The organism is Gluconobacter sp. Dm-74 (assembly GCF_018256135.1).
GTDB classification, from domain to species: domain Bacteria; phylum Pseudomonadota; class Alphaproteobacteria; order Acetobacterales; family Acetobacteraceae; genus Gluconobacter; species Gluconobacter cadivus.
Genome location: NZ_JAERLX010000006.1, coordinates 59,750 through 75,732 on the forward strand (window position 1 = coordinate 59,750; position 15,983 = coordinate 75,732).

13 protein-coding genes, 1 pseudogene and 1 riboswitch are annotated in these 15,983 nt (G+C 56.9%); of the genes and pseudogenes, 9 read left to right on the forward strand and 5 right to left on the reverse strand.

The window, feature by feature from the left end:
- Positions 1–203 precede the first annotated feature (203 nt).
- Both JK208_RS10050 and JK208_RS10060 read left to right on the forward strand, forming a co-directional pair.
- Positions 204–3,179, forward strand: a pseudogene (locus tag JK208_RS10050) (autotransporter domain-containing protein).
- A gap of 56 nt (positions 3,180–3,235) precedes the next feature.
- A complete protein-coding gene (locus JK208_RS10060) occupies positions 3,236–3,478 on the forward strand; it encodes a DUF2945 domain-containing protein (protein ID WP_211576024.1) in 243 nt (80 codons plus the stop codon).
- A 143-nt stretch (positions 3,479–3,621) separates the two neighbouring features.
- Here JK208_RS10060 and JK208_RS10065 read toward each other — a convergent pair whose 3' ends face one another.
- The 3 genes from JK208_RS10065 to JK208_RS10075 all read right to left on the reverse strand — a co-directional run bounded on the left by JK208_RS10065 (position 3,622) and on the right by JK208_RS10075 (position 6,745).
- Positions 3,622–4,446, reverse strand: coding sequence for a DUF3313 family protein (locus JK208_RS10065; RefSeq protein WP_249202086.1), 825 nt, complete (start codon positions 4,444–4,446; stop codon positions 3,622–3,624).
- A 170-nt stretch (positions 4,447–4,616) separates the two neighbouring features.
- Complete coding sequence (locus JK208_RS10070; RefSeq protein ID WP_194262635.1) at positions 4,617–6,026, reverse strand: cell wall metabolism sensor histidine kinase WalK; 1,410 nt, start codon at positions 6,024–6,026, stop codon at positions 4,617–4,619.
- Positions 6,023–6,745: a response regulator gene (locus JK208_RS10075; protein WP_211576027.1), complete on the reverse strand. Its 723-nt coding sequence runs from the start codon at positions 6,743–6,745 to the stop codon at positions 6,023–6,025. The genes JK208_RS10070 and JK208_RS10075 overlap by 4 nt, the downstream gene beginning before the upstream one ends.
- 656 nt (positions 6,746–7,401) lie before the next feature.
- Here JK208_RS10075 and JK208_RS10080 point away from each other — a divergent pair.
- Positions 7,402–8,349 carry a GlxA family transcriptional regulator gene (locus JK208_RS10080; RefSeq protein WP_211576029.1) on the forward strand — a complete coding sequence of 316 codons (948 nt, stop codon included), beginning with the start codon at positions 7,402–7,404 and terminating at the stop codon, positions 8,347–8,349.
- A 7-nt stretch (positions 8,350–8,356) separates the two neighbouring features.
- Here the strand turns inward: JK208_RS10080 and JK208_RS10085 are convergent, their stop codons facing one another.
- Positions 8,357–8,932 carry a TetR/AcrR family transcriptional regulator gene (locus JK208_RS10085; protein ID WP_211576030.1) on the reverse strand — a complete coding sequence of 192 codons (576 nt, stop codon included), beginning with the start codon at positions 8,930–8,932 and terminating at the stop codon, positions 8,357–8,359.
- Positions 8,933–9,008: 76 nt separating this feature from the next.
- On the opposite strand from JK208_RS10085, the gene JK208_RS10090 reads away from it, so the two are divergent.
- The gene (locus JK208_RS10090) at positions 9,009–10,385 is read left to right on the forward strand and encodes a carotenoid oxygenase family protein (protein ID WP_211576032.1); all 1,377 of its coding nucleotides are present in this window, start codon (positions 9,009–9,011) and stop codon (positions 10,383–10,385) included.
- 44 nt (positions 10,386–10,429) lie between these two features.
- Here JK208_RS10090 and JK208_RS10095 read toward each other — a convergent pair whose 3' ends face one another.
- Positions 10,430–11,245: a DJ-1/PfpI family protein gene (locus tag JK208_RS10095; protein ID WP_211576033.1), complete on the reverse strand. Its 816-nt coding sequence runs from the start codon at positions 11,243–11,245 to the stop codon at positions 10,430–10,432.
- A 244-nt stretch (positions 11,246–11,489) separates the two neighbouring features.
- On the opposite strand from JK208_RS10095, the gene JK208_RS10100 reads away from it, so the two are divergent.
- The 5 genes from JK208_RS10100 (at position 11,490) to thiS (ending at position 15,982) form a co-directional block, all read left to right on the forward strand.
- Complete coding sequence (locus JK208_RS10100; RefSeq protein WP_211576034.1) at positions 11,490–12,236, forward strand: SDR family oxidoreductase; 747 nt, start codon at positions 11,490–11,492, stop codon at positions 12,234–12,236.
- Positions 12,214–12,768, forward strand: coding sequence for an SgcJ/EcaC family oxidoreductase (locus JK208_RS10105; protein WP_211576037.1), 555 nt, complete (start codon positions 12,214–12,216; stop codon positions 12,766–12,768). Before JK208_RS10100 ends, JK208_RS10105 begins: the two co-directional genes overlap by 23 nt.
- A gap of 54 nt (positions 12,769–12,822) precedes the next feature.
- A riboswitch (TPP riboswitch) is annotated at positions 12,823–12,956 on the forward strand.
- Positions 12,957–13,066: 110 nt separating this feature from the next.
- Positions 13,067–14,860: a phosphomethylpyrimidine synthase ThiC gene (gene thiC, locus JK208_RS10110; RefSeq protein WP_211576039.1), complete on the forward strand. Its 1,794-nt coding sequence runs from the start codon at positions 13,067–13,069 to the stop codon at positions 14,858–14,860.
- Positions 14,857–15,795, forward strand: coding sequence for an FAD-dependent oxidoreductase (locus tag JK208_RS10115; RefSeq protein ID WP_211576046.1), 939 nt, complete (start codon positions 14,857–14,859; stop codon positions 15,793–15,795). The genes thiC and JK208_RS10115 overlap by 4 nt, the downstream gene beginning before the upstream one ends.
- On the forward strand, positions 15,785–15,982 hold the full coding sequence (thiS, locus tag JK208_RS10120) for a sulfur carrier protein ThiS (RefSeq protein ID WP_211576047.1): 198 nt from the start codon (positions 15,785–15,787) through the stop codon (positions 15,980–15,982). The genes JK208_RS10115 and thiS overlap by 11 nt, the downstream gene beginning before the upstream one ends.
- Position 15,983: the final 1 nt, after the last annotated feature.

Sequence of the window (15,983 nt, forward strand, 5' to 3'; positions counted from 1 at the left end):
CGACGGTTTCGACCCTGAGTTTTGCTCCTGGCGGGGCTTTTGCGGCCACTCAGACAATCAGAGGAAGCTTTCAGGGGGCCGCGGCCAGTCAGTCTTATGCTTCTCCGGTTATTGCTAGCGGAGCTTTGACGATTGGCAATGGAGCGCAGATTTCGGCCCAGAGCATTACCGCGGGAGCGCCTCCGGCCGGGGCTGCTTTGGTAATGGTTTCCGGCTCGGGCTCCTCTTTGAGTGCGGACCAGTCGCTTGTCATCGGTGCGGCACCTGATGCCTATATCGGATCGACCCTCAATATTTCCTCGGGTGCTCAGGTTTCTGCTGCTTCTGTCAGTGCTGGTCTGGGAGATGGCACCTTGGGGACCATCAACCTGACGTCCTATGGCGCGTCGGATAGAAGCCGTCTCGTTACGAATGATCTGACGCTCGGTTCAGGGGGCGGTAATGCGGCACTGAATGCAACGGGGCAGTCCGGTGGGATCGCTCTTGTACATGTTGATGGCAAACTTACCATCGGCCAGCCGGATGCTGTTAACGGCCTCGGAGCGAACACCGTCTGGTTGGGGGCCGGGAGTGTTCTGGAAGTCGGGGGTACAAACGGAATTCAGGCGACGGGCACGTCGAAGGACTACACGTTCACGCTGTCTGGCGGCACATTGCGGGATGTCAATGCTGATCTGAGCAGTTCGGTCAACATCAGCCTCGGCAGTAATAGCGCATCAACGATTGATACGGGGCGTTTCAACACCCGTCTGACTGGTGCCATCACAGGGGCGGGCAATCTCGTCAAGACGGGGAGCGGAACCCTGACGCTGACGGGAGATAATCAGTACGCACATGGCGCAGGGCCGGTCGTCAACACGATCATCCAGCAGGGAACCCTTGCGGCTTCTCCGCTGAGTCTGCGGGGTGTTGGGGTGATCCAGAATGATGCGACGCTGCGTATCAGTCAGGACAATTATACAGGCCAGAAGACGGTCTGGCCTGAGATGGTCAGCAATATCATCACGGGTACAGGCGATCTGATCAAAGATGGCGATAAAACAGTCGCCCTGACAGCGACGAATACTTACACTGGCGCGACAATTGTCAACGAAGGAACACTTGAGCTTGGCTATTATGGTGGCACCAGCGGCTCGATCAATAACAGCTCTCAGATCCAGCTGGTTAATGCGTCCTCAAATCTGACCGTATATCGGGATGATGATGTGACCGTCTCTCAGAATATTAGCGGATCCGGATCGGTTACGAAAATGGGCGGGAATACTCTTACCCTGTCCGGTGTGAACACCTATGCCGGTGGCACCGATATTCAGGGCGGAACGCTGGTCGGGAGCGTGTCCAGCTTCGGGACGGGGGCGATCAGCACGGCGCAGGGCACGACGTTGGTCGTGGATCAGGCGACTGACGGCACGTTGGGCAATGCGATGTCTGGTGCGGGTGCAGTCGTCAAACAGGGTGCGGGTGCGCTGGTTTACACCGGTGACGGTTCAGCACTGACGGGTTCGACGAATGTTGAACAGGGAAGCCTGTCGGTAATGGGCAATCTTGAGAATTCTGCCGTTACGGTTGCCAGCGGAACGTCCGTGACAGGAACGGGTGTAATCGGGAGCGCAGATATTTTCGGGCTATTCCGGCCAGGGCAGACGGCTTCCAGTTCGTTCGGGACGTTGCGCGTCAATGGAAACGTTACCATGGAAGGCGGCTCGACCTTCGCGGCGAATGTGGGTGCCGACCAGAATTCCAGTCAGGTCAGTCTTTCGGGCGTGCTGACGATCAAACCGGATGCGACACTGGTGGTGACGGCACTGCCGGGGGCGGACCTCAGAACCGGCCAGTCCTATACGCTTGTTCAGGCGTCCGGGGGCGTGAGTGGAACATTTGCCCATTATGACCAGAGCGGTCTCGTCCAGACCCATTCTCTGATCCAGCTTGTCGAGCCGACCTATTCTGCTTCGAATTCAGTGCAGATTGCCTTGCAGCGGAATACGGCCCTGAGTTTCGGTTACGGTGCATCGACCCGTAACCAGACGATGGCCGGATACGGGCTGGACGGAATTGCCAATGTTGCCCAGGCAGGTGCTCTGACCAATCTGGTCGCGGGGCTTGAGAATCAGCAGCGTTATCGCGCGCTTGATGCCCTGTCGGGTGAAATTCATGCCAGCGCCCGGACCGCGATGGTCAATGACAGCTTTTATATCCGCAATGCTGAGTTGAACCGGCTGGACTGTGCGGATGATGATCTGCAGCAGCAGATTTCCGGCACGAAGAGCGCACATACCAACATCTGTGACACCGCACCTGCACAGGGTTTAAGTACCTGGGGCACCGTTTATGGGGCCATGGGACATAATGCATCATCCGCGGGAACTGCCGGATTGAATGACAATTCCGTTGGCTGGATCATGGGGGCCGATACCAGGGTCGGGGAATGGCGTGTGGGTGGATTGCTGGCTTACGGTCGAAGCATGTTCTCCAATGGGGGCGATCGCAGTTCGGGCGGCCATTCCAATAATGTCACACTGGGCGCCTATGGGGGGACCGCATGGCGTGTGGGTGGCCTGACGCATGATGCGCGGATCACGCTGAAGCTGGGAGCCGACTATACCTGGAATGTGCTGAATACCCGTCGTGATATCCGCATTCCGGGGTATGATGCGCATGTCAGCAGCAATTCTCTGGGTGGGACCGGACAGCTTTATGGAGAGACGGGATATCGTTTTGCCGTTTAGGCGGCGGGCACGCCGGTAGAGTTCGAGCCTTTCGTACGGATGGCTTATGTCAATTACCAGTCTGAAGACGTGCGAGAGCATGGTGGTGTGGCGGCGCTGCGGGTCAAAGGGATGGATCAGAGCATCGGCTATTCGGCCTTTGGCATGAAGGTGGCAACGCGTCTGAATGTCGCAGGTGTAACGGTGGCGCCGCATCTGAGCGCGGCCTATCGTCGGGCTTTTGGCATGACGAATATGACGGCGAAGGAAAGCTTTCGTCTTGCTCCGCAGGCTCAGGGTTATGGAATGGACGTGACCGGGGTGCCGCTTTCGATTGATACTGCCGTGGTTCAGACGGGTCTGACCGCGAAACTGGCGGATCGTCTTGATGTCTCGGTGGATTATGTCGGGCAGTATGGCGGGCGTATGACCACGAGCGGTGGCAGCGGAAAGATCACTTACAGCTGGTAAGGGCGGGTGGAGGATCTCGCTCTTCTTTCGTAATTCACACGGGGTGCGGAGTTTCTATGCAATCGCAGGTGTTTGAAATTGGAGATATCGTCTCCTGGAACTCAGAAGCGGGATATGTCAGTGGACGGATCAGAGCCGTCCATTCGGCGCATTTTTTGGTCAATGGCTATGAGCATCATGCAACGTCAGACCAACCTCAATATGAAATAGAGAGTCTTAAAACCGGCCATATCGCTTTTCACAAGGGTACAGCGCTCAGCCTTGTCGTAAAGCGCGCCGGTGTGGTGCCGCGGTCCTGAACGGACCATTGGTGGTTTGAAGCAGAGTCCGATTTTATCGGCTGTTTTGCCGGCCATCTTCCAAAAGGCATGACGGGCGGGATCACAGGCTATGAGATTTCATCATTATCTCCGCTTCGGTAAAAGTCATTCCGAGGGAAGTATTATTTTTCCGGAAGCGGTGGTGCGCCACTCTTTTTGAATTCTTCGAGCAGAAGCTCTGAAGCAAGATGGAACGCCCGTTTGGCATGCAGATATGGCATCCACTGGCCCATCATATTCCAGGGCATTCCGTTATTATAGGTCGCGATTGCAATCAAGGTTTCTCCGGTTGCGCCATCGACGGCTATCAGTTCTTCACTTGCTCCGCCGGGAAACGGGGGTGGAATAGGGGGCAGGCCGCCACCAGCCGCACCGGCTGCAAACCCGGCGACAACGGGAATGGCATTGTAATACCATTTGCTGCGACGGATATTCGTGATGGCGGCGCGGATATGAACAGCGTCCGCGCAGGTTCCACACTCGGATGCATTAACGACTGTATAGATCTTGCCGATATTCTTTTTGATTTCGGCTGTGAAGGCGTTTGTCATGCGGGCCGCGACTTCCGGCTTGAGATGGGGGGCGTTGGCCACTGGATGCCAGGTTACGGGATCAATGACAGCGGTTTGGTATTTTGAGGCATCCAGACCGGGTTTAACGTAGATATGGTCGTCCACATGGCCCTTTTGCGAGGTCATGGCGCCATAGGTTTTCTCTGGCAGGAAGCCGGAATGCGTTACGTTCTGCCCGGCGCAACCGGTGAGCGCGAGTAACGCCATCATGGGAGCGTTGTAGGCGGTGATTCGCATGAGGGGCTTGGGTATGAGCAATATTGTGCTTGCAAAGTGTCCGAACCGGGAGCGTGAAAACGTTTCTGCAACGCTCAGAATCCGTGAGTGCGCTGCCTGACGAAGCTGGGCGCGATATGGCGCAGGTAATAATGTCATTTTTAACTCTCCCCACAGCAGAACACTGAGTGTGCAGATCGCTCTGCTGGTAGAAGCGACGCTGCTGGAGGAGGTTTATCTGGCGAGGATTTCCAGATTATCTCGCTATTATGTCGGGGATGAAATATTATTTCAGAAACGATTTTCCATTCAGGAAAACTGGTGTCGATTCAAAATATCGCCACGATGCGATCAGGGAAATCTGAGGGTGTTTTCGGTAAAATAACCTGAATTTCGAGGCCGCCTTCCGGGTGATTGGACGCTTTGATTTCGCCGCCATGGGTCTGGACGATACTGAGGGCGGATGTCAGCCCCAGACCAATGCCGCCCGTTTCCCGATTTCTGGATTTGTCGCCTCTGAAATAGGGTTCGAAAATTCGCCCGATCTGATCGTCAGGGATGCCTGGACCATGATCCCTGATCGTGATGACAGACTGCGTTGGCATGCATCTCAGTTCGAGGGAAGGAACCGTGGCATATTTGACGGCATTTTCGACCAGATTGGTAAAAACGCGTTTGAGAGCAAAAGGACGCCCCTGAGAGGTTGCTCTTACGGGTCCGGAATATTCGAGAATAATGTTCTGATCCGCAAAATCATTGACGATGGTTCGTAAAATCCCTGGAAGATCGCAAGTCGTCATCTCTTCGCAGACAGCATCATCTCTGAAAAACGACAGGGCGCCATCGACCATGGCCTGCATTTCGTCGACATCCCGGAACAGCCGTGCCTGTTGTTCCATATCGTCGATGAACTCTCCCCGCAGACGCAGTCGCGTCAGTGGCGTTCTGAGATCGTGCGAAATGGCTGCCAGCATGGTGGTGCGTGCCGCAATGAATTTCTGGATCTGGTCCCTCATGGCGTTGATCGTCTGGGCAACCAGTTGAAGTTCGCGCGGACCGGTGGCCGGAATGGGAGCGGAGGATGGGTTCATTCCGGCAAGACGAACATCTTTCGCCAGATTTTCGATGGGTCTGGAAAGCTGGCGAGAGGCAATGAGAGAGACGGCAATCACCCATGCGGCAATCGTGGCGAATTCCAGCAAGAGGCGTTCGCGCCAGAAAAATCCCCAGTACCGCACCAAAGCGGCACAGACCAGCCAGCTTCCATCGTCGAGCTGTAGCGCCATAAACGATGCATCAGGATATTTTTTAGGATCAACGGAAATATCAGGAGCCTGCGCGACGGGATTATCGACGGAAAATGCGTCCATGCTTCTTGTCGTTCCGCCGATAAGGGATGCAATGATATCATGTCCCATTTGGACTTCATACGGATTGTAATGCGCGGTTTTCAGCATTTCCGCAGTACGGCTGTCTGCGGCAAACCACTTGAACTGAAAACCTTCGGTGGAAGCCGCCTGTGCAATTTTCGGGCGTACAGCCGCAGGAGCCGCTGTAATGACGCGTGTGATGGCAGCGACTTCCTGAAGAAGGCCAGTCTGCTCGATGTTGGGTTGTGCCCAGTGCCCACCAAACAGGAAGAATAACTGCAACAACCCGACCGTTGTGGCTGCGGCCAGAGCCACCGTCGTCACCAGACGGCGTGTAATGGTGTCTTCAAACCAGCGAAGACGGGTCACAGACGTTTGACTTCCGGAGAGAACAGATAACCACCGTTCCGGACTGTCCGAATCACGATTGGATTTTTGGGGTCTTCCTCCAGCTTCTGGCGCAGGCGGCTGATCTGAACATCAATGCTGCGGTCATACGCCGTATGATTTCGCCCCCTTGCCAGATCGAGGAGCTGGTCGCGGGTCAGAACCCGCTGGGGATGTTCTGCAAAGGCCAAAAGAAGCTCAAACTCTCCACCAGACAAAAGAACGAGTGCATTATCTTTCGAGCGGAGTTCCCTGCGTGCGACGTCCAGGCGCCAGCCTCCGAAAGACAGGATCGGGCGCGCTTCGCTCACAGGAATGCTGTCAGTCCTGTCTGCTGTTCGGCGGAGGACAGCTTTTACTCTGGCCAGCAGTTCCCTTTGGTCAAAGGGTTTGGTGAGATAGTCGTCCGCTCCAATCTCGAGACCGACAACGCGATCCGTGTGCTCGGCCATCGCAGAGAGCATGATGACCGGAATGTTGGAGCTGGTTCTGAGGCGTCTGCAGAGACTGAAGCCATCCTCGTTGCGCAGCATGACGTCAAGGATGACCAGATCAATTGTTTCTGAACCCAGACGTGAGAACATGGCAGGACCATCCTCTGCGACCGAGACGGTATAGGAATGTTTGCCGAGAAATCGGGTGAGCAGGGAGAGAATGTCCCTGTCGTCGTCCACGATAAGGAGATGAGGCATGACTGTCATTCTCTCCTGATATCACACCAGCTTCTACTCATGATGTCTCTTATATGAGCGCTTTATTTCAGCTCAGACACATTTTTCATGTCCCGCCATTCTACTGATGTCCTCATTTGATTCCGGTGGGGGCAGAGCTGTTCGGAATTGACGGTACGGCCATATTTCAGGGCGGAGATATTTGCGACATACGGGTGAAAGAATCGCTTCCTAAAAGAACAGGCACTGACCGGCTGATCTGGCTGGAGCCTGTTTCTGGAGGTGTGTCGTGAAAGCGCACTGTTTTCATCTGGCGTTTACTGCGGCTGAGTTGATCGTGTTTTACGTTATGGAGCCCATGGGTTTGTTCGCGCTGGGTTTCGACGTGATGCACGCGTTCGTCAAACGGTGTGCCGAGACATGAAAAGAGAGATCAAGCGGAGCGGCAGTACAGATTTTGAACATAATTTCAGAAGTCTGCATGCGGTCATGGAGGCAATTCTTTCCTCCTTGCCATGGATTTTTCTGATTGTTTATGGCGCGATCTGTCTCGCTGTTACAATCCTGTGTGGATATTGATTGTGAAAGCGTGAAACTGCGATTTTCGTTCGTGCAAGCTGATCTCGCTTTCGAGGGACAATAAGAAATCTATGGCCTGAATTTTATTTTTCCCTTAAATCAGGACTATGCATCACGTCGGATTTTTTATCTGCCAGAACCACCGGATTCTCGATCTCGCAGGCCCTTTGGGGGCTTTCGAAGAGGCCAACACCCTCATTGAGGGTGGGGCGTATCGGCTGACGGTCATTTCCGAACCCGGCGGCATCGTCGTCGGGAGTTCGGGTGTTCCCATTGACACACGACTCAGCCGCGACACGGCTTTTGACACGGTTCTGTTCATCGGTGGAGACATCGGGCCTTTCCAAAACCCCGACGCCATCGCTGCTGCAAAGGACCTTGCGGCACGAACCGTCCGCGTCGCGAGCGTCTGCACAGGGGCCTTCCTGCTGGCGGAAACCGGGCTGCTCGACGGCCGCCGCGCAACGACGCATTGGCGTCTCGCACCGGAGTTGCAACAGCGTTATCCCCAGATCAGGGTTGAGGCCGACCGTATCTTCATCTCCGACCATAATGTATGGACGTCCGCAGGGATTTCCGCCGGGATCGATCTGGCACTGGCCCTCATTGAAACCGACCATGGCATTGCAATCGCCCGCGACGTCGCCCGTGAGCTTGTCGTCCCTTATCGGCGCTCTGGAGGGCAGTCACAGTTCTCGGCCATGTCCCAGATGGAGCCGGAATCGGACCGTATCCGCATGGCGCTTGCCTTCGCGCGGGAGCATCTGGTCGAGCCGCTTCCGATCGAACGTCTGGCGGAAGCAGCACGGTTAAGCGTGCGTCAGTTCGGGCGTGCCTTTCGCAGTCAGACGGGCGAGACACCAGCCCGAGCGGTCGAGCGTCTGCGCGTGGAGGCAGCCTGTTCCCGCCTGCAAAGCGGGTCGGAACCGATTGAGCAGATCGCAAAATCCGTGGGCTTTTCCGATCCGGAGCGCATGCGCCGCGCGTTCGTCAAGCTGCACGGCCATCCGCCGCAGGCGATCCGACGCGCAGGTCGTCAGGACAGTTCAGGCTGAGTGATGATCAAATAGAGAGGACGCCCATTAGTGCCTCCAGTGGATCATGAATGAACCCGTCGGCCTTCAGCATGACCAGACCATGAAGTTGTCCCCATCTGACATGTGCCGACAAAGGTGATGCCGCCGGGCCTAAGGTCCGGACGCGATCGAGAAGCGGCTGAAAGCTGGCGTTTGCTGCGCGCTTCAGGGCGCTGTCGGGCGCAGCCCCCGGAACCAGCCCCGACGCGAACATGAGACGATAAAGCTCCACATTTTTCTCTCCGAACACGAGGTAGGCGACCGCCATCCTGTTCAGCGCGGTCATATCGTCTCCGTCCGACGCGGCTTCGAGAAGAGCCTCGGTGAAGCGTTCAAATCCCTCCGTCGCAACGGCGGCAAGAAGGTCTTCACGGTCGATGAAATGACGATAGGGCGCAGACTGCGCCACGCCAGCCCTGCGCGCCAGCGATGCCATGGAAAGACCCTGCGCCCCATGAGCGGCGACTTCCGCCAGGGCTGCATCAAGCAATACCTTCCGCAGATCACCATGATGATAGGTCTTGCGAGAACCGGAGGGTTTTGCGTCTGCTATTTGCTTCATGTGATGACGTATAACATTTAAGTTGACATTGGATCAACGAATGACAATGTGATGACATATCACATAGGAAATCGCCATGACCTTCATATCGAAACCTCATGCCTCCATGCTCTCAGAGGTCCCCTATCTCGCTAATAATTTCAAACCGATCGAGGTTGAAACGACCGCTTTTGATCTGGAGGTCATCGGCCATATTCCTGAAGCCCTGAATGGTCGGCTTCTGCGTATCGGTCCCAATCCCGCCAGTGTTCCAGACCCTGCGCAATATCACTGGTTTTCAGGGTCAGGCATGGCGCATGGACTGCGTTTGCGTAAGGGAAGGGCAGAGTGGTATCGCAGCCGCTATGTCAGGGATGCGTCCGTGGTCGCTGCTCTAAAATTGCCTCCGCTCGAAGGGCCTGGCATCGGTCGGCGGGATGGAAGCGTGAACACGAATTTTACCAGTGTTGGAGGAAAACTCTATGCTGTTGTCGAAGCGGGCAGCCTTCCAGTTGAGTTGAACTATGAGTTGGAAAGCATCGCGCGTGCGGATTTCAACGGGACTCTTGAAACCGGCTTCACCGGCCATCCGAAGTTCGATCCCATAACCGGCGAACAGCACGCTCTCGCCTATGAACCCGGACAGCCGGTTCGCTATATTTCGCTCGATCAGAACGGATATGCCACGACGAAAGCGAGGATCGATCTGCCCCATATTCCACTGATCCATGATATGGCATTTACCGCGTCGTTCATCGTCATCCCCGATCTGCCGGTTACGTTTCAGCCCGAACATGCGAAGGCGAAATTTCCCTGGCTCTGGGATGAGCGACGGGATGCGCAGATTGGGTTGCTGCCCCGCAATGGAGACGTCACGAACATTCAGTGGTTTGAAGCCCCTCGCTGCTTTGTTTTCCATTTCGTAAATGCCTATGACGATGGGGATCTGACTATCATTGATCTCGTGCGTCATCCCCGGATGTTTGAACACGATCGCAATGGCCCGAACGAAGGCGCGCCCACACTCGTTCGCTGGACGCTTGACCGGCGCTCCGGGCGCTTGAGCGAGACGCTTCTTGACGATCACGGAACTGAGTTTCCACGGATCAATGACCGGTTCGGCGGTCAGTCCTATCGCTTCGGCTATACAGCTCACTGGGGGCGGGACGTACGTTTCGGACCTGCCATGAAACACGACATGCTGCGGGGAACCACGGAAATCCATCATTATGGCCCCGACCGTATGACGCTGGAGCCCATCTTCGTGCGCAAACCAGAGGCACTTGCCGAAGATGAAGGCTGGATCATGTCTTATGTGTACGATTCGGCCCGAAATCTGAGCGATGTTGTTATTCTGGATGCTCAGGATTTTACTGGGGAGCCTGTCGCTACAATACGCCTGCCGGTCCGGGTGCCGTTTGGCTTTCACGGAGAATGGATCGCCGACGACACTCTGCCATCTCCTGCGGCCTGAAACAGATACGCACCATTTTCTGGTGCGTATCTGGTCTCTACAGATTAAAGAACCGGGCGCATCAGGCCGTTCTGAGAGCCCGGAAGTTTCTTATAAACCACGTCACGAATTGCCGGGGGCGCCTCCGCAGGATTGCCAGCATGAAAAGGTGGCTGCGGATCATACTGCACAAGAAGCTGCACTTCCTGCGCGGCTTGCGCCCCACGGAGTTCAGCCGCGATCGCCAGACCGAAATCAATACCGGCCGTTACTCCGCCGCCACTCATGAAGCGTCCATCCTTCACAATCCGCGCAGGATCGGGAATGGCTCCATATTCTTTGAGGATGTTCAGAAATGCCCAATGACAGGCACTCCGCCGTCCCTTGAGAACCCCTGAAGCCGCAAGGATAATAGAGCCGGTACAGACGGAGGTTACATATCTCGCCGTCTCGGACAGACGCCGGACATGCCCCAGTGTCTCGGGCTTCATCATGGCCGAAAGATTCAGGGCGCCAGGCACGCAAATGACATCGACCTTGTCGATATCGGAAAGCTTTTCCGTTGGCCCGAAAACAATGCCCTTTTCCAGCGTGACGAAACCGCCCTCAGGACTGGCAAAACGAACATTCGTGTTGGGAATGCGCGACAGGATTTCGTTGGGACCGGCAAAATCGAGAAGTGTTCCGTTCGGATAAATCGCAAACAGAAAATCGATAGGCTTTTCGGCTGTCCCCGGCACAGCCGCCCGTGCGCTTTCCGGCAGAAGGCGCGTTGCCGCCGTTGCGGCAATCGCAGCGCCCCCCATGAGCATCATGCGCCGCCGCATGCTCCCTGCCTCGGTCAATTCTTCCGGGAAGGTTTCATCGAAAATTTCAGGCATCTCCGTCTCCTCATGTCTCCTGCCTCATAGGGCTGGTTGCTGGACGGTCTTGAGACGTAGTGCCCTAAGGGGATTTCCAAAAGGACCTATTTCCCTTGTTTTGCGCCATATGTGGATAGCAAGGCGATATGTCTTAAAGAGAGGGAAATAAGTCCTTTAGGTCATAACCCGTTTTGATAGGATCAACGGGAACGGTGATCGCGTCCGGGACGCTTGTCACGTTTTTCTAATATGGGGATCTGATATGAGACTTTCGGGAAAAACTGCCCTCATCACGGGCGGTACGAGCGGTATCGGCCTTGCGACTGCAAAGCGGTTTGTCGCAGAAGGAGCGCGCGTTGCTGTCACGGGGCGCGATGAAACCCGGTTTGCCGATGTGCGTGCAGAACTGGGCGGAGAGGCGCTGGTTCTGGCGGCCGATGTGCGGTCTGTCGACGCCATGATTTCCGTTGTGGACAAGGTCAAGAAGGCATTAGGCGGGCTTGATATTCTGTTTGTAAATGCCGGTTACGTCATTCCGACACCATTACAGTCCATTGATGAACGTCAGTATGACGAGGTCATGGATGTCAGTGTCAAAGGCGCCGTGTTCACGATGCAGGCGGCACTCCCCGTACTGCGTGAGGGGGCATCCGTTATTCTGACGACCTCGTTTATCGACCAGACCGGCAAACACGGCCTGTCGCTGGTCGCCGCCGCCAAAGCGGCAGTCCGGTCTTTCGCGAGGAGCTGGTCCTATGAGCTGCTCGGTCGCAAAATCCGCGTCAACGCGGTCGCACCCGGCGGGATCGAAACGCCGCTTCTGAACAAGATCGGTCTTTCTGAAGCCGAAGTGGAAGACTTTAAAACCCAGTTCGCTGCGAGCGTTCCTCTTGGACGCATGGGCCGGGCTGAAGAAATCGCCGCTGCAGTTCTCTACCTCGCAAGCGACGAATCCCAATATGTCGTCGGCACAGAACTGGTGGTCGATGGCGGTTGTTCGCAGCTTTGAAATACAGGACCGATCGCTTCAACGACTTTTTATCACCGGGACATTCGTCATGACATTTACAAAACCGTTCGCTTCTTTTCTCGGCGCCTCGATGGCGCTCGTTCTGCAATGCGCGCCTGCCATGGCGGCCAGCACGCAATCGCCGGATGCGGCTGCCGTGAAGGCTGTGACCGAGCAGTTTGCTGCCGATCTCGCCAAGGGTGATCTTAAGGCAATTTCGCGCCTCTACACTGATGACGCCAGACTGCTGCCCCCCAACGCAGACCCAATTTCCGGCCGCGCTGCCATTCTTGCTTATTTTGAGAAGACCTTGCGGCCTGATCTCGTTGGCGGTGCCACATTCGATCACTACGAGATTTATGGTGGCGAAAACGCTGCAACCAGCCTTTCTCAAATCAGGATGCTTGATACCAAAGGTCAGGTGATTGAGCGCGGCAAACAGACGATCGTTTTGCTCAAGCAGGATGGCAAATGGAAGATCCATCGAGATATGTGGTCAGATAATTCTCCCACTCATGCTGCAGAACCATAAGAGCATGGCAGACGCACTCTGCTCTTGATCTTCTGACGCTTCTCCAGCACTGTCGCTTCCTGTCAGGGGAGTCCCGCCCAGGGGACTGAGAGGCCAATTGGTGACGTCGGGAAACCGGCGCCACGGTGAGGCGACCCTTTGAACCTGACCCAGTTGATGCTGGCGTAGGAAGACCGGAGGGCATGTCCCTCTCGGGCCGATCTGGCCTTTTCCGTGTCCGTTAGGGCACTGGGGGCAGCGGCTCCCTTTCTGCCTCACGTTTCTTGGGTCTTTTCGAGTGCGCTTGAGGAGACACCACATGAACGCTTCCATTCCCGCTATTACGACCGGCCCTCTGCCGGCCTCCAGCAAAATCCATGTCCGTGGCGTGCATCACGACATCGCGGTTCCGCTGCGGCAGATTGCAGTTTCGGGTGAATGTCCGCTGAATGTCTATGACAGTTCAGGCCCTTATACCGATCCCTCCGTCAGCATCGACATCGCAAAAGGCCTGTCGGACAGCCGGGGCAACTGGCTTCGCGATCGTGGGGACGTGGAAGAGTATGAGGGGCGCACGATCACGGCAGCTGATAACGGTTTTGCACAGGGGGACCGGCTGACACCGAGCTTTCCGCAGCAGCGCCGTCCTCTGCGGGCTGTTGGAGACCGCGCGGTGACACAGATGGCCTATGCCCGTGCGGGGATCATCACGCCGGAAATGGAATTCGTCGCCATCCGCGAGAATATCGGCCGGACGGAAGCCCTGAAAGAGGCGCGCGACGGCGAGGATTTCGGAGCCAGTATTCCGGATTTCGTAACGCCGGAATTCGTGCGGCAGGAAATTGCGTCGGGTCGTGCCATCATTCCCGCCAATATCAATCATCGCGAACTCGAACCGATGATTATTGGTCGGAACTTCCTCGTGAAGATCAATGCCAATATCGGCAACTCGGCTGTGACGTCTTCAATGGAAGAAGAAGTCGAGAAAATGGTGTGGTCCATCCGCTGGGGCGCGGATACGGTCATGGATCTCTCGACGGGCCGTAACATTCACAACATCCGCGACTGGATCATCCGCAACGCGCCTGTGCCGATCGGGACGGTGCCGCTCTATCAGGCGCTGGAGAAGGTCGGCGGAATTGCGGAAGACCTGACTTGGGAAATCTTCCGCGACACACTGATCGAACAGGCGGAGCAGGGGGTGGATTATTTCACCATCCACGCCGGTGTCCGTCTGCACATGATCCCGCTGACGGCCCGCCGCGTGACGGGCATCGTTTCCCGTGGTGGCTCCATCATGGCGAAATGGTGCCTGCATCATCATCGCGAGAGCTTCCTGTACGAGCACTTCGATGAAATCTGCGACATCTGTCGCCGTTATGACGTCTCGTTCTCGCTGGGCGACGGCCTGCGCCCCGGTTCGATTGCGGATGCCAATGACGCCGCGCAGTTCGCGGAACTGGAAACCCTTGGCGAACTGACGAAAATCGCTTGGGCGAAGGACTGTCAGGTCATGATCGAAGGGCCGGGCCATGTGCCGATGCACAAGATCAAGGCCAACATGGACAAGCAGCTTGAGCACTGCCACGAGGCACCGTTCTACACGCTTGGCCCACTAACGACCGATATTGCGCCGGGTTACGATCACATCACCTCCGCCATTGGTGCGGCCATGATCGGCTGGTTCGGCACGGCGATGCTCTGTTATGTGACGCCCAAGGAACATCTGGGTCTGCCGGACCGCAATGACGTCAAAACCGGCGTTATCACCTACAAGCTCGCAGCCCATGCGGCGGATCTGGCGAAGGGGCATCCGGGCGCGCAGATGCGTGACGATGCGCTGTCTCGCGCGCGGTTCGAGTTCCGGTGGGAAGACCAGTTCAATCTGGGTCTGGACCCCGATACGGCGCGGTCCATGCATGATGAGACCCTCCCGAAAGAGGCGCACAAGGTGTCGCATTTCTGCTCGATGTGCGGGCCGAAATTCTGTTCGATGAAGATTTCCCATGACATCCGGGCGGAAGCAGAAAAGCAGGCCGGAATGGAAGAAATGGCCGGGAAGTTCCGGGAAGGCGGCGAGCTTTATGTTCCCGTGACGGAACCGGCGGAATGATCCATTCCGTCCTGGGGGAGGGGGTAGCGGCGCTGTGTTGCGCCACGGCCCTTTCCGACCGGGGTCTTGACGTGGAAGTCATCGTCCCGGAGGGCAGTCCAGAGGCGGCATCGCGGTTTGCGGGGGGAATGCTGGCCCCGTTCTGCGAGGGGGAAAGCGCGCCCGACCTGATCGTGGCACAGGGGCAGGCGGCGGTGGACTGGTGGGCGGCTCATGTTCCGGACGTCACACGGCGTGGCACGCTCGTTGTCGCCCCGCCGCGGGACGGGGCCGAACTGGATCGTTTTGCGCGCGCCACGCAGCAGCACGACTGGGTCGTCCCCGGCGATCTGGAGCCGGATCTGGAGGGGCGGTTTGCACGCGGACTGTTTTTCCCGACCGAAGCGCATCTGGACCCCCGCAAAGCGCTCGCCAGCCTGCGCGACAGCCTGCTGGCGAAAGGCGCAGCCTTCCGGTCGGGTGCCCCGCGCGGTCATGTCGTGGACTGCCGGGGGCTGGCATCGCGGGACAGTCTCGTCGATCTGCGTGGCGTGCGAGGGGAAATGCTGATCGTGCATGCCCCGGACGTAACGCTGACGCGGCCGGTCCGGCTGCTGCATCCGCGCTTTCCCTGTTACGTCGTGCCAAGGGATGGGGATCGGTACATGATCGGGGCGACCATGGTGGAAAGTGCCCGTCCGGGGCCGGTGACGGCGCGGGCAGCGATGGAACTGCTTTCGGCGGCCTATACGCTTCATCCGGGCTTTGCCGAGGCTGAAATCCTTGAACTGGGCGCGGGGCTGCGCCCGTCTTTTCCGGACAATATTCCGGCAGTGCGTCATGTCGGGGGGCGGAGTTACGTCAACGGGATGTACCGCCACGGTTTCCTCATGGCGCCCGTCTGCGCCGAGAAACTGGCGGCAGAACTTGCGGAGGTTTATGCCCATGCGGATTGATCTGAACGGCGAGGTCATCAGGACACAGGCCCTGACGCTGGCCGACCTGCTGACCGAACAGGGTTTCGATGCCCCCTGCGTGGCGACGGCCTTGAATGGTGATTTCATTGCCCGTTCCATGCGTGATGCAACCCGTCTGGACGAGGGCATGAAGGTCGAAGTCCTGTCTCCGATGCAGGGGGGCTGAC

What these genes read in the sequence shown, in the direction of transcription:
- JK208_RS10060 (WP_211576024.1), top strand. Translation starts at nt 3,236, where the DNA reads ATGCAATCGCAGGTGTTTGAAATTGGAGATATCGTCTCCTGGAACTCA.
- JK208_RS10065 (WP_249202086.1), bottom strand. Translation starts at nt 4,446, where the DNA reads ATGACATTATTACCTGCGCCATATCGCGCCCAGCTTCGTCAGGCAGCG.
- JK208_RS10075 (WP_211576027.1), bottom strand. Translation starts at nt 6,745, where the DNA reads ATGACAGTCATGCCTCATCTCCTTATCGTGGACGACGACAGGGACATT.
- JK208_RS10080 (WP_211576029.1), top strand. Translation starts at nt 7,402, where the DNA reads ATGCATCACGTCGGATTTTTTATCTGCCAGAACCACCGGATTCTCGAT.
- JK208_RS10085 (WP_211576030.1), bottom strand. Translation starts at nt 8,932, where the DNA reads ATGAAGCAAATAGCAGACGCAAAACCCTCCGGTTCTCGCAAGACCTAT.
- JK208_RS10090 (WP_211576032.1), top strand. Translation starts at nt 9,009, where the DNA reads ATGACCTTCATATCGAAACCTCATGCCTCCATGCTCTCAGAGGTCCCC.
- JK208_RS10095 (WP_211576033.1), bottom strand. Translation starts at nt 11,245, where the DNA reads ATGCCTGAAATTTTCGATGAAACCTTCCCGGAAGAATTGACCGAGGCA.
- JK208_RS10100 (WP_211576034.1), top strand. Translation starts at nt 11,490, where the DNA reads ATGAGACTTTCGGGAAAAACTGCCCTCATCACGGGCGGTACGAGCGGT.
- JK208_RS10105 (WP_211576037.1), top strand. Translation starts at nt 12,214, where the DNA reads ATGGCGGTTGTTCGCAGCTTTGAAATACAGGACCGATCGCTTCAACGA.
- thiC (WP_211576039.1), top strand. Translation starts at nt 13,067, where the DNA reads ATGAACGCTTCCATTCCCGCTATTACGACCGGCCCTCTGCCGGCCTCC.
- JK208_RS10115 (WP_211576046.1), top strand. Translation starts at nt 14,857, where the DNA reads ATGATCCATTCCGTCCTGGGGGAGGGGGTAGCGGCGCTGTGTTGCGCC.
- thiS (WP_211576047.1), top strand. Translation starts at nt 15,785, where the DNA reads ATGCGGATTGATCTGAACGGCGAGGTCATCAGGACACAGGCCCTGACG.